24 protein-coding genes are annotated in these 22,346 nt (G+C 68.3%); 13 read left to right on the top strand and 11 right to left on the bottom strand.

All coding sequences use genetic code 11. The annotated features are described in order from the left end of the window. On the bottom strand, positions 1-1,004 hold a 1,004-nt coding region (locus IBL25_RS14590; RefSeq protein ID WP_187779276.1), incomplete at its 3' end, for a Na/Pi cotransporter family protein. Positions 1,005-1,592: 588 nt separating this feature from the next. Here IBL25_RS14590 and pqqB point away from each other — a divergent pair. The 6 genes from pqqB to IBL25_RS14620 all read left to right on the top strand — a co-directional run bounded on the left by pqqB (position 1,593) and on the right by IBL25_RS14620 (position 6,456). Further along, positions 1,593-2,489 carry a pyrroloquinoline quinone biosynthesis protein PqqB gene (gene pqqB, locus IBL25_RS14595; protein ID WP_187779277.1) on the top strand — a complete coding sequence of 299 codons (897 nt, stop codon included), beginning with the start codon at positions 1,593-1,595 and terminating at the stop codon, positions 2,487-2,489. Next, positions 2,486-3,214, top strand: a complete 729-nt coding sequence (gene pqqC / locus IBL25_RS14600) for a pyrroloquinoline-quinone synthase PqqC (RefSeq protein ID WP_187779278.1) — start codon at positions 2,486-2,488, stop codon at positions 3,212-3,214. Before pqqB ends, pqqC begins: the two co-directional genes overlap by 4 nt. 184 nt (positions 3,215-3,398) lie before the next feature. Next, positions 3,399-3,476, top strand: a complete 78-nt coding sequence (gene pqqA, locus IBL25_RS27585; protein WP_120638347.1) for a pyrroloquinoline quinone precursor peptide PqqA — start codon at positions 3,399-3,401, stop codon at positions 3,474-3,476. 106 nt (positions 3,477-3,582) lie between these two features. Further along, positions 3,583-4,689 carry a pyrroloquinoline quinone biosynthesis protein PqqE gene (gene pqqE, locus IBL25_RS14610; protein WP_187779279.1) on the top strand — a complete coding sequence of 369 codons (1,107 nt, stop codon included), beginning with the start codon at positions 3,583-3,585 and terminating at the stop codon, positions 4,687-4,689. A 28-nt stretch (positions 4,690-4,717) separates the two neighbouring features. After that, positions 4,718-5,629, top strand: coding sequence for a quinoprotein relay system zinc metallohydrolase 2 (locus tag IBL25_RS14615; protein ID WP_187779280.1), 912 nt, complete (start codon positions 4,718-4,720; stop codon positions 5,627-5,629). Between the two features lie 5 nt (positions 5,630-5,634). Beyond that, complete coding sequence (locus IBL25_RS14620) at positions 5,635-6,456, top strand: quinoprotein dehydrogenase-associated SoxYZ-like carrier (protein ID WP_187779281.1); 822 nt, start codon at positions 5,635-5,637, stop codon at positions 6,454-6,456. A 142-nt stretch (positions 6,457-6,598) separates the two neighbouring features. On the opposite strand, the gene IBL25_RS14625 is transcribed toward IBL25_RS14620, so the two are convergent. Then, positions 6,599-7,096, bottom strand: coding sequence for a DUF3280 domain-containing protein (locus tag IBL25_RS14625; RefSeq protein WP_202986777.1), 498 nt, complete (start codon positions 7,094-7,096; stop codon positions 6,599-6,601). Between the two features lie 120 nt (positions 7,097-7,216). Between IBL25_RS14625 and IBL25_RS14630 the strand changes: the two genes are divergently transcribed. The 5 genes from IBL25_RS14630 to IBL25_RS14650 are packed head-to-tail and all read left to right on the top strand — an operon-like array spanning position 7,217 to position 11,634. Then, positions 7,217-8,407 (top strand): ABC transporter substrate-binding protein, encoded by a 1,191-nt coding sequence (locus IBL25_RS14630; RefSeq protein ID WP_238940442.1) that lies wholly within the window; start codon positions 7,217-7,219, stop codon positions 8,405-8,407. Next, positions 8,392-9,369, top strand: a complete 978-nt coding sequence (locus IBL25_RS14635; RefSeq protein ID WP_187779283.1) for a PQQ-dependent catabolism-associated beta-propeller protein — start codon at positions 8,392-8,394, stop codon at positions 9,367-9,369. Before IBL25_RS14630 ends, IBL25_RS14635 begins: the two co-directional genes overlap by 16 nt. After that, positions 9,366-10,172 carry an ABC transporter ATP-binding protein gene (locus IBL25_RS14640; RefSeq protein WP_238940443.1) on the top strand — a complete coding sequence of 269 codons (807 nt, stop codon included), beginning with the start codon at positions 9,366-9,368 and terminating at the stop codon, positions 10,170-10,172. Before IBL25_RS14635 ends, IBL25_RS14640 begins: the two co-directional genes overlap by 4 nt. Next, positions 10,169-10,993 carry an ABC transporter permease gene (locus tag IBL25_RS14645; RefSeq protein WP_187779284.1) on the top strand — a complete coding sequence of 275 codons (825 nt, stop codon included), beginning with the start codon at positions 10,169-10,171 and terminating at the stop codon, positions 10,991-10,993. The genes IBL25_RS14640 and IBL25_RS14645 overlap by 4 nt, the downstream gene beginning before the upstream one ends. Further along, a complete protein-coding gene (locus tag IBL25_RS14650; protein WP_187779285.1) occupies positions 10,990-11,634 on the top strand; it encodes a hypothetical protein in 645 nt (214 codons plus the stop codon). The genes IBL25_RS14645 and IBL25_RS14650 overlap by 4 nt, the downstream gene beginning before the upstream one ends. Before the next feature lie 2 nt (positions 11,635-11,636). Here IBL25_RS14650 and IBL25_RS14655 read toward each other — a convergent pair whose 3' ends face one another. The 5 genes from IBL25_RS14655 to IBL25_RS14675 all read right to left on the bottom strand — a co-directional run bounded on the left by IBL25_RS14655 (position 11,637) and on the right by IBL25_RS14675 (position 15,827). Then, positions 11,637-12,146, bottom strand: a complete 510-nt coding sequence (locus tag IBL25_RS14655; RefSeq protein ID WP_187779286.1) for a rhodanese-like domain-containing protein — start codon at positions 12,144-12,146, stop codon at positions 11,637-11,639. Between the two features lie 26 nt (positions 12,147-12,172). Beyond that, complete coding sequence (locus IBL25_RS14660) at positions 12,173-13,000, bottom strand: substrate-binding domain-containing protein (protein ID WP_187779287.1); 828 nt, start codon at positions 12,998-13,000, stop codon at positions 12,173-12,175. Beyond that, positions 13,000-13,428: a c-type cytochrome gene (locus IBL25_RS14665; protein WP_202986778.1), complete on the bottom strand. Its 429-nt coding sequence runs from the start codon at positions 13,426-13,428 to the stop codon at positions 13,000-13,002. The genes IBL25_RS14660 and IBL25_RS14665 overlap by 1 nt, the downstream gene beginning before the upstream one ends. Positions 13,429-13,517: 89 nt before the next feature. Next, on the bottom strand, positions 13,518-15,302 hold the full coding sequence (locus tag IBL25_RS14670; RefSeq protein ID WP_187779289.1) for a methanol/ethanol family PQQ-dependent dehydrogenase: 1,785 nt from the start codon (positions 15,300-15,302) through the stop codon (positions 13,518-13,520). A 318-nt stretch (positions 15,303-15,620) separates the two neighbouring features. Beyond that, complete coding sequence (locus IBL25_RS14675) at positions 15,621-15,827, bottom strand: hypothetical protein (protein ID WP_187779290.1); 207 nt, start codon at positions 15,825-15,827, stop codon at positions 15,621-15,623. A 189-nt stretch (positions 15,828-16,016) separates the two neighbouring features. Between IBL25_RS14675 and IBL25_RS14680 the strand changes: the two genes are divergently transcribed. Both IBL25_RS14680 and IBL25_RS14685 read left to right on the top strand, forming a co-directional pair. Then, positions 16,017-16,634 (top strand): hypothetical protein, encoded by a 618-nt coding sequence (locus tag IBL25_RS14680; protein ID WP_187779291.1) that lies wholly within the window; start codon positions 16,017-16,019, stop codon positions 16,632-16,634. Next, complete coding sequence (locus tag IBL25_RS14685; RefSeq protein ID WP_187779292.1) at positions 16,631-16,966, top strand: hypothetical protein; 336 nt, start codon at positions 16,631-16,633, stop codon at positions 16,964-16,966. Before IBL25_RS14680 ends, IBL25_RS14685 begins: the two co-directional genes overlap by 4 nt. An 82-nt stretch (positions 16,967-17,048) precedes the next feature. Here IBL25_RS14685 and IBL25_RS14690 read toward each other — a convergent pair whose 3' ends face one another. The 4 genes from IBL25_RS14690 to IBL25_RS14705 all read right to left on the bottom strand — a co-directional run bounded on the left by IBL25_RS14690 (position 17,049) and on the right by IBL25_RS14705 (position 22,283). Further along, complete coding sequence (locus IBL25_RS14690; protein WP_187779293.1) at positions 17,049-17,444, bottom strand: c-type cytochrome; 396 nt, start codon at positions 17,442-17,444, stop codon at positions 17,049-17,051. 80 nt (positions 17,445-17,524) lie between these two features. Beyond that, positions 17,525-17,806: a pyrroloquinoline quinone biosynthesis peptide chaperone PqqD gene (pqqD, locus tag IBL25_RS14695; RefSeq protein ID WP_187779294.1), complete on the bottom strand. Its 282-nt coding sequence runs from the start codon at positions 17,804-17,806 to the stop codon at positions 17,525-17,527. Continuing rightward, entirely contained in the window at positions 17,803-20,574 is a 2,772-nt protein-coding gene (gene fdhF / locus IBL25_RS14700; RefSeq protein WP_187779295.1) for a formate dehydrogenase subunit alpha, read from the bottom strand. The genes pqqD and fdhF overlap by 4 nt, the downstream gene beginning before the upstream one ends. Beyond that, positions 20,571-22,283: an NAD(P)H-dependent oxidoreductase subunit E gene (locus tag IBL25_RS14705; RefSeq protein WP_187779296.1), complete on the bottom strand. Its 1,713-nt coding sequence runs from the start codon at positions 22,281-22,283 to the stop codon at positions 20,571-20,573. The genes fdhF and IBL25_RS14705 overlap by 4 nt, the downstream gene beginning before the upstream one ends. Between the last annotated feature and the right edge of the window lie 63 nt (positions 22,284-22,346).

Raw genomic sequence — 22,346 nt, forward strand, 5'->3', positions numbered from 1 at the left:
CCCAGGGCGACGGCGGGCACGCGCTGCGCCGCCGGGTCCAGGTAGATGGGACGGGCCGGGTCGGCCGCCGACGGGCGCTCCGGCAGCCAGCGGCGCAGCAGGGCGGCATAGGGGGTCAGCAGCGGCAGGAAGGCGGCCGCCAGCACCAGGTTGAAGCCGGTATGGAACAGCGCCACCGCCCGCGCCGGTTCCGCGCCGCCGGCCCAGCCGGCGATCCAGGGCAGCAGCGGCAGGGCGATGGCCAGCCCCACCACGCGGTTCAGCAGATTGCCCAGCGGCACCCGCCGCGCCGCCGGGTCGTCGCGCCGGGTGCCTTCCAGCAGCGGGTTGATGGCGCTGCCCAGGTTGGCGCCGAGCACCATGGCAAAGGCGGCCTCGGGCGGCAGGATGCCGTGGCCGGCCAGGGACATGGTCAGCAGCACCACGGCCACCGAGGAATGGGTGGCCCAGGTCAGTGCCGCCGCCAGCAGCACATCCAGCAGCGGCACCACGGAGACCAGCGTCAGAAGCTGCCGCAGCACCGGGGAGGTTTCCAGCGGCGCCATCAGCTCCATCAACTGGCGCAGCGCCAGCAGCATCAGCCCCAGCCCGATCGCCGCACGCCCCAGGTCATGCGCCACCGAGGCCGGGTCGCGCCGGAACATCAGGAAGCCCGCCAGCACCAGCAGGGGCGAGAGAAAGCCGATGTCGAAGGACAGCACCTGCACGATCAGCGTGGTGCCCAGGTTGGCGCCCAGCATCACCGCCAGGGCCGGCACCGCCGCCACCACGCCGCCGGCGGCAAAGCCAGCCACCATCAGCCCGGTGGCCGTGCTGCTTTGCAGCGCCGCCGTCACCCCGATGCCGGCGAGAAAGGCCTTGGCGCGGTTATCCAGCGCCCGGCCCAGCACCACCCGCAGCCGGGGGCCGAAGGCACGCTGCACCCCGGTCTGCACCATCCGCGTCCCCCAGAGCAGCAGGGCAATGGCCCCTGCCAGACTGATCGCCGCGATGATGAAGGCCATGATCCGCAACTTCCTCCGACTCAGGCCCGGCTCTTCCGCCGGTTCAGGCCAATATGAGAAGTTTATGACAGTTTTGCGACAGGGGCGGCGCCATACCCGTTGAGGCAAGCCAGCCGAAGGCCACCGCACTGGCCAGGACCCATGCCGGGCATCGTCCCCTGCCGCCGCTGCCTGGAGCGACAAGCTGGACCGCGCTCTCCATCGAGGCCCTGGCCGACTGTGTGGCGTGCCATTTCTGGAAAGCGCCCGAGGATGGCCGTCACGGCCGAGGATGAAGTGGCGCCTGGAAGTCCAGAATGGCTGGCCCTTTCCTCGGGCCCTGCGCGACCCTGACTGGCAACCCGGTCTTTTCCTCGCAAACTGCCGTGACCACGCTGGCAATCGCAGGAACCATGATGCCATAGTGCTGGAACTTTCCTGCCGCGCCTGGTGTCGCCGCAGGACCGGATCAGGAACTGAAGCTTCATCGTCTTTCCGCATTGCAGCAGGAGATTTGCGCTTGATGACTCTGCCGAAGGCATCAGGAACTCCATCTCCCCACGCGGCGCTTGAGGAAACCCTCCCCATCTTGCCGAGGTAAGGCGCGGAATGCGTTTCATCATCCTGGGATCGGCTGCGGGCGGCGGCTTTCCCCAGTGGAATTGCGCATGCGCGAATTGCCGCCTGGCCTGGAAAGGCGATCCGCGTGTGCGACCAGCCACGCAATCCTCCCTGGCGCTGCAACTGGCCGATGAACACTGGCTCCTGGTCAATGCCGCGCCGGAGATCCTGCAGCAGATCGCGGCGGTGCCTGCCCTGCAGCCGCGACATGCGCCGCGCCATAGCCCGATTTCCGACATTCTGCTGACCAGCGCCGAGATCGACCATGTGGCCGGGCTGCTGTCATTGCGGGAGCGCCAGCCGCTGGCGCTGCGGGGGACGCGCCGGGTGCTCGGCATCCTGGCCAGCAATGCCATCTTCGACGCGCTGCACCCGGAGGCCGTGACAAGGCTGCCTTTCGTGCTGGAGCAGCCCATCGCCTTTCCAGGCATCACGATCACCCCCTTCGCCGTGGCGGGCAAGGCGCCCTTGTACCTGGAGGACGCCGCGCCAGCCGTGGAGGAAGAGGAGGACACCATTGCCCTTGAATTCCGGGATGCCGCTGGCCGCAAGGCCTTCTACGTCCCAGGCTGCCGCAAGGTGACCCCGGCGTTGAGGGAGCGGCTGGATGGTGCGGCGCTGCTGCTGTTCGACGGCACGCTCTGGACCGATGACGAGATGCGGCAGGCCGGCGTCGGCACCCGCACCGGGCAGGACATGGGGCACCATCACCTCGGCGGCGCCGATGGCAGCATCGCGGCGCTGGAAGGGGTGCGGCTGGAACGGAAGATCTTCATCCACATCAACAACACCAATCCCCTGCTGCGGCGGGATTCGGACGAGCGCCGCCTGGCCACCGGGGCCGGCTGGCAGGTCGCCCATGATGGCATGGAGCTTGTGCTGTGACGGAGCTGCTTTCCCCTGAGGGCCTGGAGGCCGCGCTGCGCCAGATCGGTGCCGAGCGTTACCACAACCTGCACCCTTTCCACCGTCTGCTGCATGGCGGCAAGCTGACGCGCGGCCAGGTGCAGGCCTGGGCGCTGAACCGCTATTACTACCAGAGCCGCATTCCCCTGAAGGACGCAGCCTTCCTGTCGCGCGCGGAAGACCCGGAACTGCGGCGGATCTGGCGGCAGCGCCTGGTGGACCATGATGGCAGCACGCCGGGGACCGGTGGCATCTCCCGCTGGCTGGCGCTGACCGACGGGCTGGGGCTGCCGCGGCAGGATGTGGTGGCAGGCATCGGCATCCTGCCGGCCACGCGCTTCGCCGTTGACGCCTATGTGCGCTACGTGCGCGACGCCCCGCTGCTGCAGGCCGTGGCGTCATCGCTGACGGAGCTGTTCTCTCCGGCCATCATCTCGGAACGGGTCTCGGGAATGCTGCGTCACTACGAATTCGTGGATGAGCGCACGCTGCAATATTTCTCGCACCGCCTGGAGGAAGCACCGCGGGATTCGGACTTCGCCCTGGATTATGTGAAACGTGAGGCACGCACGCCGGAACAGCAGGCTGCGGTGCTGGATGCGCTGCGCTTCAAATGCGATGTGCTCTGGGCTCAGCTCGATGCGCTGCATCACGCCTATGTCACACCAGGCCTGATTCCTCCTGGCGGCTTCCAGCCTTCGTGAACCCATGCCGGCGCTGCCTGCCTCAGCTTTCCTTCGCCATTCGAGATATCTCGCTGCAATGCATCACCCTTTCGCAGGCGCCCGAATCCCATCGGAAAACACAATGCGTCATTGACTTTCACCAGCGCGATGCCAAAACTTATCCTGCTAAGATAACGAACTTGGCATCATAGAGGAGATGGAAATGGCCTGGAACAAGCCGCGCATTGTTGAAGTCTGCCTCGGCATGGAAATCAATTGCTACGAGAGCGCCGAGGTCTGAGCGCTCCTGCCGCGGCGCTGTCCTGAGGCTGCGCCGCGGTGGCCCGAAGCCGCGACGGGCGGGGAGCATGCATCGGCTCTCCGGATGATCGAGAGGGTGAAAGGCCATGACTCCGGCGGTCAATCCTCCGCTTGGGCTTCTGGCGGAGCTGACGCACCGCTGCCCCTTGCGCTGCCCTTACTGTTCCAATCCGCTGGAGCTTGAGCAGGCCGCGCAGGAGCTTTCCGCAGCCGAATGGGGCCGCGTCTTCCAGGAGGCCGCGGAACTGGGCGTCCTGCAGCTGCACCTTTCGGGCGGCGAGCCCGCCGCGCGGCGCGACCTTGAGGCCATTGCCGCCCAGGCCAGCGCCGCCGGGCTCTACAGCAACCTGATCACCTCCGGCGTCTCGATCGACGCCCGCCGGCTGGCGGCCCTGGTGGAAGCCGGCCTGGATCACGTGCAACTCTCCATCCAGGCCGCCGATGCCGCCACGGCCGACCGCATCGGCGGCATGCCGGGCGGCCACGGCCGCAAGCTGGCCTTCGCGCGCATGGTGCGGGAAGCCGGCCTGCCGCTGACGGTGAATGCCGTCCTGCACCGGCAGAATCTAGACAGCCTGCCGGCCATCATCGACCTCGCACTGGATCTCGGCGCCACGCGGCTGGAACTGGCGCATGTGCAATATCATGGCTGGGCCTACCAGAACCGCGCCGCGCTGCTGCCGAGCCGTGCCCAATTGGAAGCCGCCACCGCCACCATCGCCGCCGCGCGGCCAGCGCTGCGCGGACGGCTGGTGATCGATGACGTGGCGCCGGATTATCACGCCCAGCGTCCCAAGGCCTGCATGGGCGGCTGGGGCAGCACTGTCATGGTGGTCACGCCCTCGGGCCAGGCCCTGCCCTGCCATGCCGCTGCCGGCCTGCCGGGCTTCACCTTCCCCAATGTACGCAGCAACCCGCTGCGCGCCATCTGGCGGGACTCGGAAGCCTTCAACCGCTTCCGCGGCACGGCCTGGATGCCGGAGCCCTGCCGGGGCTGCGACCGGCGTGAGGAAGACTGGGGCGGCTGCCGCTGCCAGGCCTTCGCCCTCACCGGGGATGCCACGGCCACCGATCCTGTCTGCGCGCTGTCGCCCCATCATGCCTTGCTGAATGCCGCCCTGGAGGAAGCCGCCACCAGCGACGGCAGCTTCCAGTACCGCGAGATGCGCCGGCAGCCGGCTTCGGTCGGGTAGCCGTGCCATGCGGCGGGACCGGCGGGCCATGCTGCTCGGTCTGGCCGGCACGCTCCTGCCGCTGCGGCCCCTGCATTCCTCGCCCACCCTTCCAGGTTGCGTGGAGGTGGCGCCCGGCCTCTGGGTGATGCCCGGGCGCATGGAGGAAGCCAGCGCCGAGAACCTGGATGCCATCGGCAATACCGGCTTCGTCAGCGGCACGGAGGCAACGGCGGTCATCGACCCGGGTGGCAGCTTCGCGCATGGCCAGTTGCTGCGCCAGGCCATCCTGGCGCGCGGCGCGCCACCCATCCGCTACCTGGTGCTGACCCATATGCACCCGGACCATGTGATGGGCGCCGCCGCCTTCGCGGATCTCCAGCCGGAGGTCATCGGCCATGCCCGCCTGCCGGAAGCCCTGGCGCAGCGGGGCAGCTTCTACGCCGCCATGCTGGAACGCGAGATGGGCGCGGCGGCCGCCGGCAGCGGCGCATTGGCGCCAACACGCCTGGTCGCAGGCAGAGCCGAGCTCGACCTCGGTGGCCGCGTGCTGGAACTGCGCGCGCATCCCCCGGCCCATACCGACAATGACCTCAGCCTGCATGACCGCACCACCGGCACGCTCTGGCTGTCCGACCTGCTCTTCGTGGACCGCATCCCGGCGCTGGATGGCGATCTGACGGGCTGGCTGCGTGTCCTGGCCGAGTTGCAACAGGAACCGGCGCAAAGAGCCATTCCTGGCCATGGCCCGCCTTCCGTGCCCTGGCCGGAGGCCGCAGCGCCATTGCAGGCCTACCTGGCCGCGCTGCGGGATGGCACCCGCGCCGCCATCGCCGCCGGCCTGGACCTGGCCGAGGCGCCGGAGCGTGTCGCCACCGAGGCCGCACGCTCCTGGCAGCTCGCCAAGCATTATCACGGCCGCAACGTCACGGCCGCCTATCGCCAGCTTGAATGGGAGTGAAGCCGATGCCGCCTTCCCTGCCCCGCCGCCCCTTCCTGGCCCTGGGCGCGGCCGCCGCCCTGTCCGGCGCCTGGCCCGCATCCGCGCAGGAGGAGCCCCGCCGCGCCGCGCGCTGGGCCGATCTGCGCGGCCTGGTCTTCGGCGACCGCCCCATGGAGGAAGCGGGCGAGGCCATGACACTGACGGCGCCTTACCGCGCGCTCGATGCCGGCGCGGTGCCGGTGTCCATCGACCTGGCGCCCCTGCTGGCGCCGGAGGTCCGCAGCGTCAGCCTCATCATCGACGAGAATCCCTCGCCGCTGGCGGTGGTGTTCCGTGCCGGCCCGGCAGCCGACCTGCGCCTGGTCAGCACCCGCATCCGGGTGGATGCCTATACCTTCCTGCATGCGGTGGCGGAAACCGCCGATGGCCGCCTGCTGATGACGCAGCAGTTCATCAAGGCCGCCGGCGGCTGCTCGGCACCGATGAGCAGCAACCTCCAGGCCGCGCGCGAACGCATGGGCCGCGCCCGCTTCACCCTGCCGGAAGGGCCGCCGGCGGCGGGCCGCCCCGTGCCGGTGCAGGTGGCGCTCAGCCATCCGAATACCTCCGGCTTGCAGATCGACCAGGTCACGCGCCTCTCGATCCCGGCGGAATTCATCCGCCACCTGCGCATCAGCTATCGTGACGCCGTGGCGCTGGAGATCGAGAGCGATATCTCCATCGCCGAGAACCCGACCTTCGGCTTCATGCTGGCCGGCGACCCGGGCGGTGAATTGCTGCTGGAGGCGGAAGACAACAGGGGCCGGCATTTCGTCAGCCGCTGGGCGCTTTCAGCCGCGGGCTGACAGCAAGGAAGAGCTTCTTCTTTTTCTGAAGAAAAAGAAGCAAAAAGACTTTTCGACTTGGCGCTGTCCCCGAGCTTTGGCCGCAGTCTGAACTCGAGAAGGTTTTTTGGTTCTTTTTTGCAAAAAAGAACATCTTCCTTGCTCAGCGCGGCGCTTCCCTGGGCTGCATGAGGACGCGGTTGCGCAGCAGCCAGCGTAATGCGCGCTGCCAGCTTTCATCCGTGTTGCCACGGAAATCCGCGAACCAACTGCCCTGCACCGCGCCGGAAGGCACCTCGCGCACCGTCAGCGTCAGGTGCAGGATCAGGTTGCTGACCTTCTGCACGAGCCCCGTCATCACGAGGTCGGCGTCCTGCTTCGCCGCCTCGGTCACTTCGCAGCCATTGCAGTTGCGCAGTGCGGCGCCCGGCGGCGGTGGAGCGGCGATCACGTCGTAGCGGCCGGAAGCTTCAAGCCTCTCGCGCAGCTCCGTTGTCAACAGGCGCAGCCTTGCATCCTGCTCGGCCTGCGGCGGCTGTCCCGATGTGTCGTAAAGCTCGATATCGAAGACCACCATCCGTGGCGGGTTGGCGGCACAGGCGGCCCTTGGGAGGAAGCCCGTCATCAAGAGAAGCAGCAGCATCGTGGCCGTTCGCCGCATCGTGCGTCCTCCTGCTTCACGAAATTATTGATACACTCAAACAAGATGCACAAGATGGCATGCAAGGAGCCGTTCGTGCCACCTAGCATCGCGCGGCCAAGAATGCAGGGAGGAAGCGGATTGTCGGCAGCCCGTGCCATCGTGGCAGTGCTCGCTCTGTTGCTCGCCGCCAGAACCGCGGTCGGCGCAGAAGCAACCCTGCGGATCGGCTATCTCGGCCTGTCCATCAAGCACGAGATGCCCAATTCCTTCCTGGACCCGCCGCCAGCGGACGAGGGCGTGCAGGGCGCGCGCCTGGGCGTCGCCGACAATGCCACCACCGGGCGCTTCACCGGCCAAGGCTTCGCGCTGCAGGAAAAGTTGGTCAACGATCCTGAAGCCGTTGTGCCCGCCTTGCGGGAACTGGTTGCGGCAGGAATCCGGCTTGTGGTGGTGGATCTGCCGGCCAGCCAGTTGCTGGAGGTGGCCGATCTGCCGGAGGCGCGTGGCACGACCCTCTTCAACATGCGCGCGCCGGATGATGCGTTGCGCAACGAAAGCTGCCGGCGCAACCTGCTGCACCTGACGCCATCCCGCGCCATGCTGGCCGATGCGCTGGCGCAGTTCCTCGCGGTGCGGCGCTGGCGCGACATCCTGCTGGTGGTCGGCCCTTCCGAGGGCGACAGGCTCTATGCGGAGGCAATCCGCCGCGCGGCGCGCAAGTTCCAGCTGCGGATCGTGGCGGACAAGCCCTGGGCCTACGACCCCGGCGCGCGGCGCGTCGATACCGGCCATTATGGCGCCGCCGCCGAGGTCGCCCGCTTCACCCAGGGGGTTCCCAGCCACGACATCGTCGTGGTGGCCGACGAGGCCGGCGATTGGGGCGACGAGATCGCCTACCGCACCGCCGAGCCGCGCCTGGTGGCGGGGACGCAGGGGCTGGTGCCGGCGAACTGGGCGCGCCCGCACGAGCAATGGGGCGCGACGCAGTTGCAGCGCCGCTTCCGGGCCCGCGCGCAGCGTTGGATGCTGCCGGCCGACCACGCCGCCTGGCTGGCGCTGCGCGCCATTGGCGAGGCCGCCACGCGCAGCCGCTCCACCGACCCGGATACCGTGGTGGCGCGCATCCGCGACCCGGACTTCGAGCTGGCTGGCTTCAAGGGCGTGCCGCTGTCCTTCCGGCCATGGGACGGGCAGCTGCGCCAGCCGGTTCTGCTGGCGAATGACCGCACGCTCGTCTCGGTTTCGCCGCAGCCGGGCTTTCAGCACCAGTTCTCGGAATTGGACACCCTCGGAACAGACAGGCCGGAAACAAAATGCCGATCCCGCTGACCTGCTGGCGCAGCGCCATGCTCGCCCTGCCGCTGCTGCTGGCTGCCCCGCTGCACGCCGAAACCATCCTGGTCTCCAACGAAAAGGACAACAGCATCACGGTGCTGGATGGCGCGACCCTGCAGGTGACGCGCACCGTGCCGGTGGGGGAACGGCCACGTGGCATCGCGCTCTCCACCGACGGGCGGTTTCTCTATGTCTGCGTCGGCGACAGCGACCGCATCGACGTGCTCGACCTTTCCTCCTGGCGCGTGGCGCAGCACCTGCCAAGCGGCTCCGACCCGGAGCTGCTGGCGGTGCATCCCGATGGCCGCCGCCTTTACGTCGCGAACGAGGACGACAACCTCGTCACCGTCGTCGATGTCGAGCAGCGCGCGGTGGTGACCGAGATCCCCGTGGGCGTCGAGCCGGAAGGCATGGGACTGAGCCCGGATGGCCGCTTCCTGGTCAATACCTCCGAAACCACCAACATGGCGCATTTCATCGACACCGAGAGCCTGGAGATCGTCGCCAATGTCATGGTGGGCTCACGCCCGCGCGTGGCGGCCTGGCAGGCGGATGGAAAGCGTGTCTGGGTATCTGCCGAGATCGGCGGCACGGTCAGCGTGATCGACGCCGCGAACCACACGATCGTGGGCACGGTCGAGTTCCAGGTGCCCGGCGTGCCGCGTGAGGCGGTGCAGCCGGTCGGCATGATCTTCTCGGCGGATGGCTCCACCGCCTATGTCGCCCTGGGGCCCGCCAACCGCGTCGCCATGGTCGATGCGCGCAGCCTGGAGGTGCAGCGCTACCTGCTGGTGGGCCAGCGGGTCTGGAACCTGGCCCTCTCCCCCGATGGCTCGCGGATCTACACCACCAATGGCGTCAGCAACGACATGTCCGTGATCGATGTCGCCTCCAGCCGTGTGCTGCGCTCCGTCCCGGTCGGCCGTTCTCCCTGGGGGATCGTGGCACGGCCATGACCATCGCCATGCCTCCACCCGCCCGGCCGCGGCCCGCTGCCAGCTCCGGCAGCGAGCTGGCCCTGCCGGCGCTGGAGGTTTCCGGCCTTTCCCATGCCTATGGCGCGCGGCGGGTGCTGCATGAGGTGTCCCTCCGCGTCATGCCGGGCGAATTCACTGTTCTGCTCGGCCCCAATGGCGCGGGGAAGAGCACGCTTTTCGCGCTGATCACCCGCCTCTTCGACGCGCGGCAGGGCAGCATCCGCATCTTCGGCAACGAGCTGCGGCGCAGGCCGGACCTGGCGCTGGCGCAGCTTGGCGTGGTGTTCCAGCAGCCCACCCTGGACCCTGACCTGACCCTGCGCCAGAACCTGGCCTATAGCGCCGCGCTGCACGGGATCAGCCGGGCCGAGGCGCGGCGGCGATCCGCCGAGGAACTGGCGCGGATCGGCCTGGACCAGCGGGCGGATGACACGGTGCGCAGCCTCTCGGGCGGGCAGCGGCGGCGGGTGGAGATCGCGCGTGCCCTGCTGGCGCGTCCCCGCCTGCTGGTGCTCGACGAGCCGACGGTGGGCCTCGACGCCGCCAGCCGCGCCTTCCTGCTCGACCATGTCCGGGGCCTGTGCCGGGAGAATGGCCTCGCCGTGCTCTGGGCCACGCATCTCATCGACGAGGTGGATGCCTCGGCGCGCATCCTCGTGCTGCATGAAGGCCGCATCCGCGCCAGCGGCAGCGTGCCGGAGGCGCTGGCGGCGGGCGGTGCCGCCACGCTGCGCGAGGCTTTCGACCACCTGACCAGAACCTCTCCGGAGCCCGCGCCATGACCGGAAGCCAGAGCCTGCTCCGCTACCTCCGCTGCCTGGAGGGGATCGTGCGGCGGGAATCGCTGCGCTTCGTGCAGCAGCGTGGCCGCTTCTTCTCGGCCCTGGTGCGGCCGCTGGTCTGGCTGATGATCTTCGCTTCGGGCTTCCGCTTCGTGCTCGGCGTTTCCATCGTGCCGCCTTACGAAACCTATGTCATGTACGAGGAATATGTGGTGCCCGGGCTTTGCGCCATGGTGCTGCTGTTCCAGTCCATGCAGAGCAGCCTTTCCATGGTCTATGACCGGGAGATGGGCAGCATGCGCATGCTCCTGGCCAGCCCCCTGCCCCGCTGGTGGCTGCTGACCTGCCGCCTGCTCGCCGCCGTGCTGGTCAGCGTGCTGCAGGTCTATGTCTTCCTGGCCGTGGCCTGGTTCTGGGAGGTGCGGCCACCGCCGCTCGGCTATCTGACGGTGCTGCCGGCGCTGCTGCTCTCCGGCATGATGCTGGGCGCGCTCGGGCTGTTGCTCTCCGCCCGTATCCGGCAGCTGGAGAATTTTGCCGGGGTGATGAACTTCGTGATCTTCCCGATGTTCTTCGCCTCCTCGGCGCTCTACCCGCTCTGGCGGGTGCAGGAGGCCAACCTGACGCTGTGGTATATCTGCCAGGCCAATCCCTTCACCCATGCGGTGGAGCTGATCCGCTTCGCCCTCTACGGCCGGCTTGAACCCACCTCGGCCGCGGTGGTGGCGGGATCGCTGCTGCTCTTCGGCGCCCTGGCCGTGCTGGCCTATGACCCGGCGCATGGCGCCATCGGGCGCCGTGGCGCCCCGGCGGCGGCATGATGGCCCGCCCCTGCGCCGCGCTGCTGCTGGGCCTGCTTCTGGCGCCCGCCCTCAGCCATGCCGCGCACGCCGCCAGCGTGGAGGACCCGGACTGGCCCTGCGTGCAGCGGCTGGTGCCGAGCCTGAGTGCCTCCGCCGTCTGGTCCGGCCCCATGCCCCCGGCCGATGACAGCTGGCGGCAGGTGCCGGAGGTCGCGGCCCTGGTGGCGGCCATCACCCCGAACGGGGTGCGGGAGGCGAATGGCCTGCGCGCTATCCAGGACTTCGTGGCGCCGCTGGATGCCGGGGCACGGCGGCAGCTTCTGCCGCTGGCCCTTTCCGGCACCCTGGCGGAAACCAACGGGGCGCGCGGCCAGGTGATCGAGCGCATCCGCGTCTTTGCCCGCCGCCAGCGCGGGCTGGCGGAGACGGTGCAGCGCCTGACCGAGCAGCTCGATGCCACCGACACAGCAGCGCCCGCCGCGGGCACCGAAGAGGCCGCCCGCCGGGCCGAGCTGCAGCAGCATATCTTCTTCGCCACCAAGACCTTCCAGGATGCCGAGCGCACCGTCCGCTACATGTGCGAGGTGCCGGTCCGGATGGAAGCACGCTTTGGTGCCTATGTGCGGGCCCTGGAGGCGGCCCTGCCCCCGCCCCCGTGACACTAGGGCGCGCCAGGCGCGGGGTGCAGTTCCTCCAGAGGCAGGCCAGCGGCTTCCCAGCCATCGGTTCCCTCCGGGTACCAGTACACGGCACGCCAGCCCCAAGCGGCGACGCGGCGGGCGGCGTTCCAGCTCATCCAGCACTGGGCGAGGCAGTAGAAGACCAGTGGGCTGTCCAGCCTGCCGCCGGCCGCCATGGCGACCGTATCGCGCAGCCAAGCCTCCTGGGCCGGCGAAAGCTGCCCCCGCCCCACCTCCGGCAGCCAGAGGCTGCCAGGGATGCCAAGGCGCGGGGAAGGACGCCACAAGCTTCCGGATGGCAGGCCCTCAGGGCGGCGGGCAGCCGGCAGCACGTCGAACCAATGGGCGCTGCCACTACGCCACAGCGCCGCTGCCGCCGCCGTGTCCAGCGTGCTGGCCCCCGGCACGCTAGGCGGCGTGGGCGCGCGGTAATCGCCCATGCGATAGCCTTCGGGCACTTCCACCTCCGCCGCGCCGGCCGGAAACGCCATGGCGAGGAGCAGGAGGAAGGCGTATCTCACGGCGTGCCGGTATCGAGCCGTCCATCCGGGCGCAGCAGCGGCACGCCATATTCCCGCAGGACAGCGGTGATCTCCGCCTGCCTGTCACGGATGGCGGCATTGATGCGGCGGCGCCATTGCGGCTCATTGGCGCGCACGCCCATGGTGATGCGGTAGTCCATGCGCGCCGCGCCGGGCGCGCTGGGCAAGGCCCGCATCGTCAGCGGCAGGTGCTGGACATGCGACTGGTAGCCCGCGATCGGTCCCCAGACCAGCGCCACATCCAGTTCCCCCGCCGCCAGGTCGCGCAGCATCTGCGCCGCCGGTGCTTCCACCCGCGTGTCCACGACCAGGGCATAGGAGCGCGTGCGGTTGAGCAGGCCGTTGCGCGCCAGAAGGTCCACCGGCGGCGTGCGGGCGATGACGCCGAAGCGAAGCTGGCGCTGCGCCGGGTCCGCGAAATCCTCGGGCGGCGGCGGGCGGTCGTTGCGGAACACGGCGACATAGGTGGTGTGGTAATAGGGATTCGTGTTCTGCATGACATCGTCGCTCGCCACCGTGCCCATCACGAGGTCGCAGCGACGCAGCCCCAGGGTATTGCGGACAAAGCCCTGCACCTGGGGAAAGAAGACGCTGCGGACCGGCAGGCCGAGCGCGTCGCCCATGATCTGGGCGATGCGGTTCTCGAAGCCTTCGCCGCGTTCGTTCGAGAAGGGCAGATTGGCGGGGTCGGCGCAGACGCGCAGTTCGTCCTGCGGCACCAGCTCCCCGGTCTGCGCCCCTGCCGCCACCGGCACCAGGGTGCCGAGCAGCAGGGCCGCGACAAGCCCAGGCCAGCGGCGCATCACTGATTGGCAATCCGCTGAGGGCGGCCCCTGCCCACCACGCCGTCCGAGCGCGCCTTCAGATAGGCATAGATGTCCTCGATATAGAGGGCCACGTCCTCCACCTGCCCGAAAGGCGGCATGACGTTCTGCTGCGAGGAGGTGACATTCTGGCGGCCATTGATGACCACCTCCAGGAACTGCTCATGCGAAAGGTGCTTGAGAGAGTCGACGAGATTGGGGGCGAAGCTGCTGCCGGCGCCATCCTGGCCGTGGCAGCGCTCGCAGGAGTTACCGTAGCGACGGTAGCCGTTATAGGTGCCACGGTCGACGCGGCCGTCCTGGACCGTATAGGGCTTTTCCTCGGTCGTCGCGGCGCTCTGTTGCGCGGTAGCCGGCAGGGCGAGAGCACAGAAAGCCGCCGCGACGGCCGCGTGCAAGAACTTCATACGTGACATCTCCATCCCGTTTCGAAGGCAACGGGCCAGCCCCCTGAGGAACTGGCCCGCGTATCGTCACCAAGCGCTTGGCGGCTTGTTCAATTGGGCAGCGCGAAGACAGTCAGCACGCCACCGAGCTGGGTGTAGTTGGCCAGGGACTTATAGGCGCCGACCGCGCCCAGGCCCTCCTGCTCGCCCTGCAGGCCCGCCGCCATGCCGATGCCGGCCCAGCCGCCGACACCCGACAGCACAGCGATGTATTGCTTGCCGTTGTGGGTAAAGGTGTTGATGTTGCCGATGATGCCGGAGGGCGTGCGGTAGCTGAACAGCTCCTTCCCGTCGCGCTTGTCGACGGCCTTCAGGTAGCCTTCCAGCGTGCCGTAGAAGACGATGTCGCCCGCCGTCGCCAGGGCACCGGACCAGACGGAGAAACGCTCTGGCTTGGACCAGACGATCTTGCCCGCGCTCGCGTCCCAGGCAATGAAGTTGCCCATGTTGTCCGAGCCCTTGGGCGGGTACATGGACAGCGTCGCACCGACATAGGGCTGGCCCGCGGTATAGGAAACGCGGAAGGGCTCGTAGTCCATGCAGACATGGTTGGTCGGCACATAGAAGACATTCGTGCGCGGCGAGAAGGCCGCCGGCTGCTGGTCCTTGGTGCCGAGTGCGGCCGGGCAGATATTCTGGGTATTGTTGTCCTCGCCGCCCTGGCGCGTGGAGAATTCACGCACCACTTCCGGACGGCCGGTTTCCATGTTGACCTTGGTTGCCCAGTTGACCGCCGGGTCGTATTTCTCGGCCACCAGCAGCGCGCCTGTCTCGCGGTTCAGCGTATAGGCGAAGCCGTTGCGGTCGAAATGCACCAGCGCCTTCACGGGCTGCCCGCGCACATTGATATCTGCGAGGATCATCTCGTTGACGCCGTCATAGTCCCATTCGTCATGCGGCGTCATCTGATAGACCCAGCGGGCCTGGCCGGTATTCGCATCCCGGGCGAAGATGGTCATGGACCAACGGTTGTCGCCAGGGCGCTGCACCGGGTTCCAGGTGCCCGGGTTGCCGGTGCCGTAATAGACGAGGTTCAGATCAGGGTCGTAGGAGAACCAGCCCCAGGTCGTGCCGCCGCCGATCTTCCACTGGTCGCCTTCCCAGCTCTGCAGCGAGCTATTGGCGCCGACAGGCTTGCCCAGATGGGTGGTCTTCTGCGGATCAACGAGGATCTCGTTGTCAGGCCCGACGGAATAGCCGCGCCAGGCCACCGAGCCGTCGCGCAGGTTATAGGCCGTGACATGGCCACGCACGCCGAACTCGCCGCCGCTGATGCCGACGAGAACCTTGTCGCCGAAGACCATCGGCGCGGCGGTCATGGTCTCGCCCTTGCCCGCATCGCCGTTGGAGACACTCCAGGCTACCTGGCCGGTCTTGGCATCCAGCGCCACCACCTTGGCATCGGCCTGGGCCAGGATGATCTTGCCATCGCCATAGGCGACGCCACGGTTCACCGTATCGCAGCACATCACGGCGATGACGCTCGGGTCCTGCGTGGGTTCATAGCGCCAGATGACGCGCCCGGGCTCCTTCAGATCCAGGGCGAAGACCCGGTTCGGGAAAGGCGTATGGATATACATCACATCGCCCAGCACCAGAGGCCCGCCCTCGTGCCCGCGCAGGACGCCGGTGGAAAAGCTCCAGCTCGCTTGCAGCTTTCCTACGTTGTCGCGGTTGATCTGGTTGAGTTCGCTGTAGCGATGATTGGCGTAGTTGCCAGTCGGCATGACCCACTGGTTGGGGTCACGCTGTAGCTTAAGAAGCTCCTCATTGGCGCTGGCACTGCCGATGCAGAGCCCAAGCACCGCTGTGGAAACAGCGATTTTCCTGAACATGCCTGACCTTCCCCTTTTTGCCGGGAGCCAGCACGCGCCGTCCGGCTTTTTTCGTCATCAAGGTGCTTGATGCTCCTGGTCAGGCGGCATCGCCACCTGGTAGGTGGAGCAGGGGACATTATTCTCCCTCAGGAATGTTATGGCTCTTTTCGATCAGGCAGCAAGCTTAAATTCAAGAATATTCTGCCTTGCCATCATCCCTGTCGGGAACAGGCATAACAGCATTCTTTGCCATGCCGCGCCGCAGCAAGAAAACGCCAAGCCCCGTTACAGAAACAGACATCTTCGCGAGGCGGGGAAGATTGCCTCGCAACCAGGTCAGATAGGTGTCTCACGCGCCTCGCTGGGCTGGCAGCGCCATCGTGCGATGCGGTAGGCCGGATGCCGCTCGGCCCATTGGGCCGCCTGGAACTGCCCCTGCGTCATGCAGGCGATCAGGGAACGCCCGGCAAATTCCGGCCATTCATCCCGGCACGTGGTCGGGGATGACAACAGGCACACTGTCAGAACCAGCTCGATCATCACCGCTCCACCTGGGCATCGACAGGCGCGGGGACGTTGCGGCATCGTGTCACGATACGTCCCGGCCATAACGGCATAAGAGTAGAATGCCGCAGGCGGATGCGAGTCCGCGTTCTGCGGCGGGAGGAACACAAGATGGTGCGGTTAACCGGACCTGTGGCTTGGCTCCTGGGGGCGCTTCTCGCATGGCCCATGGCCCATGCGGCGGACCCTCCGCCGGCGCTGAGCCCCGCACAGGTCGCCTTGTTCGAGACGCCGCATCTCGCTTCCGTCCGGAACCCGCTTTGGCTCGACTATGCTTTCCGGCGGGAGGAGACCGGGCGGCCAACCGTCACGGACCGGATATCCCTGGAAGTGCGGCATGTGGGGGAGGACGGCCGGCACGATGTCTACCCGGAGTTCCTGACCGGGGAGCGGCGCATCGCCTATCCTCCTGCCCTGGGCTTCCTCGGCAATCCCCTGCTGATCTTCGCGCTGGACCGGGACACGCGGGAACTCTCCGCCGCGACCGGGGGCTCGATGAACTGGTTCCGTGGCCGCTTCCGCATGGCCCTGCTGGAGCGGGCGACGCTGGAGCGCAGCCAGGTGGCCGCCGCCGGCCAGGCGGCGCCGGTGGAGGCCATCCGCATCGAGGTGACGCCCTTCGACCATGAAAGGCGCGCCGGCCGCTTCCAGGCGCTCCGCTATGTCTTCACGCTCTCGGATGCCGTTCCTGGCGGCATCGTGGAGATCCGCAGCATCGTCTCCAGCGGCCCGGATGCCCCGGAGATCATGGAAAGCATCACCTTCGCCGGAGCCCGCGCCCCATGATGCAAGGCCGCTTCCTGCTTGCCGTCCTTGTGCTGCTGCCAGCGGCGGCTTTCGCCGATGGCTATCCGACGGCGGCGCGCGCCGATTACGTCCTGGGCTGCATGGCCTCCAACGGCAACACGCGGCTGGCGCTGGAGAAATGCTCCTGCGCCATCGATGCCATCGCGGAGCAACTGCCCTTCTCGCGCTATGAGGAGGCGGAAACGGCGCTCCGCATGCAGGCGGCGCCAATGGGCGAACGCGGCGCCATCTTCCGCGACCCACCCGAGATCCGGCGGGCGCTGGAGGAGTTGCGGCAGGCCCAGGCTGAAGCCACCTTGCGCTGCTTCTAGCCAGCCTGCATCACGCAACTCGCGGATATCCAGCCGGGGCGCGCATCTCGCTCCGGCTGGAATGCCGCCGCGATGTGCGGTCCTACTTCAGGGTCGCGATATAAGCGATCACATTGGCACGCTGCTCGGCATCCTTGAGGCCGGCATAGATCATGCGCGCGCCCGGGATATAGCCACGTGGGTCGGCCAGGTAGCTGTCCAGGGTCGCCGCGTCCCAGGTCTTGTTGGCCTCCTTCATGGCAGGGGAGAAGTTGAATTTCGGCGCCTCCCCCGAGTGCCGCCCGAAGACGCCGGCCAGGCTTGGCCCCACCTTGTTCTGTCCCGCCTGCACGGCGTGGCAGGCCATGCACTGCCGGTTGAAAACAGTGCGCCCCGCCTCAGGGTCGCCAGGCGGCGCCTCCTGCGCCATGGCCCAGGGCATGAAGCCCAGCACCGCCGCAAAAGCCACCACCCCCAAACAAGCCCGCCGAATCCGCATCCTGCTTTCCTGCCTTTTTCCCTGCGGCCCCCGCCCTGGCGGCGGCCTGTGACATGTTGCTTCGCTTCCCGGCCCGGTTCTCAAGCCGGAACGACCACCCCCTTGTCGGATAGCTCCTGCAACAGCGGCAGGATGTCGGCCTCGATCACCTCCCGCGGCGCGGCGTAGCGGCTGGCCAGTTCCTCCGCGATCTGCGCCACGCTGCGCAGTCCATCGAGCAGGCGCAGCACCTCCAGCGCCGTCGGGTCCGGGATGAACATGCGTTCCGGCGCCAGGACCACCCAGCGGTCCCGCGCGCTGTCCTGCCGGAGCCGTGTGCCCCGTGCCAGCCGGAGCCTGCTCTCCGCGCCCAGGGTGCTCACGTCATGGCCCGCAGTGGCGCGGCCGCGCCGACGCGCACGGCGCAGAACTTGAACTCCGGGATCTTGCCGAAGGGGTCGAGCGCCGGGTTGGTCAGCAGGTTGGCCGCCGCCTCGGCATAGCAGAAGGGCAGGAAGACCATGCCGGGCGGCACGTCGCGATCCGCGCGGGCCTTGAGATCGACGGTGCCGCGCCGCGTCTCCAGCCGCACCCTGTCGCCCGGGGCCAGGTCCAGCCGGCGCAGGTCGGCGGGCGAGAGCAAAGCCACCGCCTCCGGCTCCAGCAGGTCGAGCACATCGGAACGCCGGGTCATCGAGCCCGTGTGCCAATGCTCCAGCACCCGCCCGGTGGAGAGCACCATGGGGTATTCATCATCCGGCACCTCGTCGGGCGGGATGATATGCGCGGGAACCAGGCGGGCGCGCCCGCTGGTGGTCGGGAAGCCCCTGGCGAAGAGGATCTCGTTGCCCGGCTTGTCGGGCGAATCCACGGGATAGGTCACCGCCCCTTCCCGCTCCAGCCGCTCCCAGGTGATATTGGCGAAGGAGGGCATCACCCGCGCCATCTCGGCAAAGACCGCCGCGGGCCCCGCGTAATCCCAGTCGAGGCCGAGGCGGCGGGCCATTTCCTGGATGATCCACCAGTCCTGCCGCGCTTCCCCGGGCAGCGGCACCACGGGGCGGGCGAGCTGCACGCGGCGGTCGGTATTGGTGAAGCTGCCGGTCTTCTCGGCGAAGGCCGAGGCGGGCAGCACCACATCGGCATGGAAGGCGGTCTCGGTGAGGAAAAGGTCCTGCACCACGAGATGGTCGAGCTTCGCCAGGGCCTCCCGCGCATGCTGGAGGTCCGGGTCGGACATTGCCGGGTTCTCGCCCTCGATATACATGCCGCGGATGGTGCCGGCATGGATGGCGTTCATGATCTCGACCACCGTCAGCCCCGGCTGCGGGTCCAGCACCGTGCCCCAGAAACGCTCGAAGGCGGTGCGGATCTCCTCCTTCGCCACCGGCTGGTAATCCGGCAGCACCATCGGGATCAGCCCGGCATCGGAGGCGCCCTGCACGTTGTTCTGACCGCGCAGCGGGTGCAGCCCGGTGCCGGGCCGGCCGATCTGCCCGGTGATCAGGGCCAGCGCGATCAGGCAGCGGGAATTGTCCGTGCCATGGACATGCTGGCTGACGCCCATGCCCCAGAAGATGATCGCGGTGCGCGCGCGGGCATAAAGCCGCGCCACCTCGCGTAGCGTGGCGGCCGGGATGCCGCAGACCGCCTCCATCCGCTCCGGCGCGAAATCCCGGATACGCTCGCGCAACTCGGCGAAGCCCTCGGTATGGGCATCGACATACTGGCGGTCGAACAACTCCTCCTCGATGATGGTGTGCAGCAGCGCATTCAGCAGCGCGACATCGCTGCCCGGCCGGAAGGCCAGGTGGTGGGCCGCATGGCGGGAAAGTTGCTGGCGGCGCGGGTCGATCACCACCAGCTTGGCGCCACGCTGCTTCACCGCGTTCTTGATGAAGGTGGCGGCCACCGGGTGGTTCACCGCCGGGTTGGCGCCGATCACCACGATCACCTCGGCCTCCAGCGCGGCGGCGAAGGGCGCCGTCACCGCGGCCGAGTTCAGCCCCTCCATCAGCGCCGCGACGGAGGAGGCATGGCAAAGCCGCGTGCAGTGATCGACATTGTTGCTGCCGAAGCCGGTGCGGACCAGCTTCTGGAAAAGATAGGCTTCCTCGTTCGAGCCCTTGGCCGAGCCGAAGCCGGCCAGCGACTTCGGCCCATGGGCGTCGCGCAGCCGGCGCAGCCCGGCGGCGGCCATCTCCAGCGCCTCCTCCCAGCTCGCCTCGCGGAAATGGGTCCAGGGATTGGCCGGGTCCACCTGGTCCCCGGCATGCTTGGGCACGTCCGCCCGGCGGATCAGCGGCCTGGTCAGGCGGTGCGGGTGCTGCGCATAGTCGAAGCCGAAGCGGCCCTTGACGCAGAGCCGGTTGTGGTTGGCCGGCCCGTCCCGTCCCTCCGCATAGACGATCCGCTCGTCCTTCACCTGGTAGGTGACCTGGCAGCCGACGCCGCAATAAGGGCAGAGGGAATCCACGCTGCGGTCGGGCCAGACGCGGCGCACCTGCTGCTCGTCCAGATAGGCGGCGGGCATCAGCGCCCCGGTCGGGCAGGCCTGCACGCATTCGCCGCAGGCGACGCAGGTGGAGGCGCCCATCGGGTCGTCGAAATCGAAGACCACCTTGGCGGCGGCATTGCGCTCGGCCATGCCGATGACGTCATTGGCCTGCACCTCGCGGCAGGCGCGGACGCAGAGGTTGCACTGGATGCAGGCGTCGAGATTGACGCGCATCGCCGGGTGGCTGCTATCGGGCGTCCAGCGCGGCAGGGCCGGGAAGCGGCTCTCCACCACCTCCATGCGGTCCGCCCAGCCCCAGAGGCGGGAGGTCGGGTCGGGCGAGGCCGAACGCGCCGGCTGGTCGGCCAACAGCAGTTCCATCACCATCCGGCGGGCACGCTCAGCACGGGCGCTGGCGCTGCGCACCTTCATCCCTGGCGCCGGCTTGCGCATGCAGGAAGGGGCCAGAACACGCTCGCCCTCGATCTCCACCATGCAGGCACGGCAATTGCCATCGGGCCGGTAGCCTGGCTCGGGCCTGTGGCAGAGATGCGGGATCTCGGTGCCGAGGCGCCGCGCCGCTTCCCAGAGCGTCTCGCCTGGCATGGCCTCGACCACCGCGCCGTCCAGTTCGAAGGCAATGGCATCGCTCATGCGGGTTGCCCCTCCTCACCGGCCATTTCCGGGAAATGACGCAGCAGGCTGAGCAGGGGATTGCTCGCCGCCTGGCCGAGGCCGCAGATCGAGGCCTCCCGCATCACCTCCGACAATTCGCGTAGCAATGGGAGGTCCCATTGCTCCCGCTCCATCAGCAGCCGTGCCTTCTGCGTGCCGATGCGGCAGGGCGTGCACTGGCCGCAGCTTTCATCCTCGAAGAAGCGCATCAGGTTGAGCGCGGCCGCGCGCAGGTCATCCGCCTGCGACAACACGATCACCGCGGCCGAGCCGATGAAGCAGCCATGCGGCTCCAACGTGCCGAAATCCAGCGGCAGGTCCGCCAGCGAAGCCGGCAGGATGCCCCCCGAGGCGCCACCCGGCAGAAAGGCGACAAGTTCATGCCCTTCCGCCATGCCGCCGCAATATTCCTCCAGCAATTCGCGCAGGGTGATGCCGGCGGGTGCCAGCTTCACGCCCGGCTCGCGCACGCGACCGGAGACGGAAAAGGACCGCAGCCCTTTGCTGCCGTGCCGCCCCTGCCCGGCCCACCATTCCGGCCCGCGCTCCAGGATGTCGCGCACCCAATAGAGCGTCTCGACATTGTTGATCAGCGTCGGGCGGCCGAAGAGGCCGCGCTGGAACGGGAATGGCGGCTTGTGCCGGGGGAGGCCGCGCTTGCCTTCCAGACTTTCCAGCAACGCTGATTCCTCGCCGCAGATATAGGCGCCGGCACCACGCCGCAGGTGCAGTGCCGGGCCGCCGGGCGGCAGTTTGGCGATCTCGCGGGTGAGGATCTCGCGCGCCAGCGGATATTCGTCGCGCAGGTAGATATAGACGGCTTCCGCTTCCACCACATGCGCCGCGATCAGCGTGCCTTCCAGGAAGCGGTGCGGATCGGTGTTGAGGTAGTGGCGGTCCTTGAAGGTTCCGGGCTCCCCCTCATCGCCATTCACCGCCAGCAGGCGCGGCCCGGGCTGCTCGCGCACCGCGCGCCATTTACGGCCCGTCGGGAAGCCGGCGCCGCCGAGGCCGCGCAGCCCGCCATGCTCCAGCGCCGCGATCACCGCCTCGGCCGCCAGTGCGCCGGCGCCGAGGCGCTCCAGCAATCGGTAGCCGCCGGCGGCGCGGTAGCGGTCCAGGTCGACGTAATCCGCCATGTGCGGATGGGTATCGCCCTGGCGGATCGCCTCCAGCACCGCCTCAGGCCTGGCCTGGTGCAGGAAATGGTGGCCGACCTCGACCACCGGCGCCTGATCGCAAAGACCGAGGCAGGGCGCACGCACCACCCGCGCCTCGAGGCCAACCCTGCCATCCAGCGCCTCGTGCAAGGCGGCGGCACCATGCATGGCGCAGGTCAGGCTGTCGCAGACACGGACCGTCAGTGGCGGCAGGGGCGGCATGCCTTCCTTCACCACGTCGAAATGCGCGTAGAAGGTGGCGACCTCATAGACCTCGGCATAGGAAAGCTGCAGCAGCTCGGCGAGCGCCGCCAGAAGATCCGCCGGAATCTGGCCATGCCGGTCCTGGATGCGGTGCAGGTATTCGATCAGCAGGTCTCGGTGGCGCGGGCTGTCGCCGAGCAGCGCCTCGACCTCTTGCCGCGCCTCCGGCCCCGCCTGCCGGCCCTTGGGCAGGGCGCGCGCCTGCCGGCGGCCGGAGCCAGGATGCTCCGGCCGCCGCGAAGATCCTGTCAGCGCTTCACTCATCCTCAACGCTCCGCCAGACCCGCCCTCAATAGATCACGACGCCGCGGATGGATTCGCCGCGGG

Origin of the sequence: Pseudoroseomonas ludipueritiae, from assembly GCF_014490445.1 — a bacterium.
In the GTDB taxonomy this organism is placed as follows: domain Bacteria; phylum Pseudomonadota; class Alphaproteobacteria; order Acetobacterales; family Acetobacteraceae; genus Pseudoroseomonas; species Pseudoroseomonas ludipueritiae.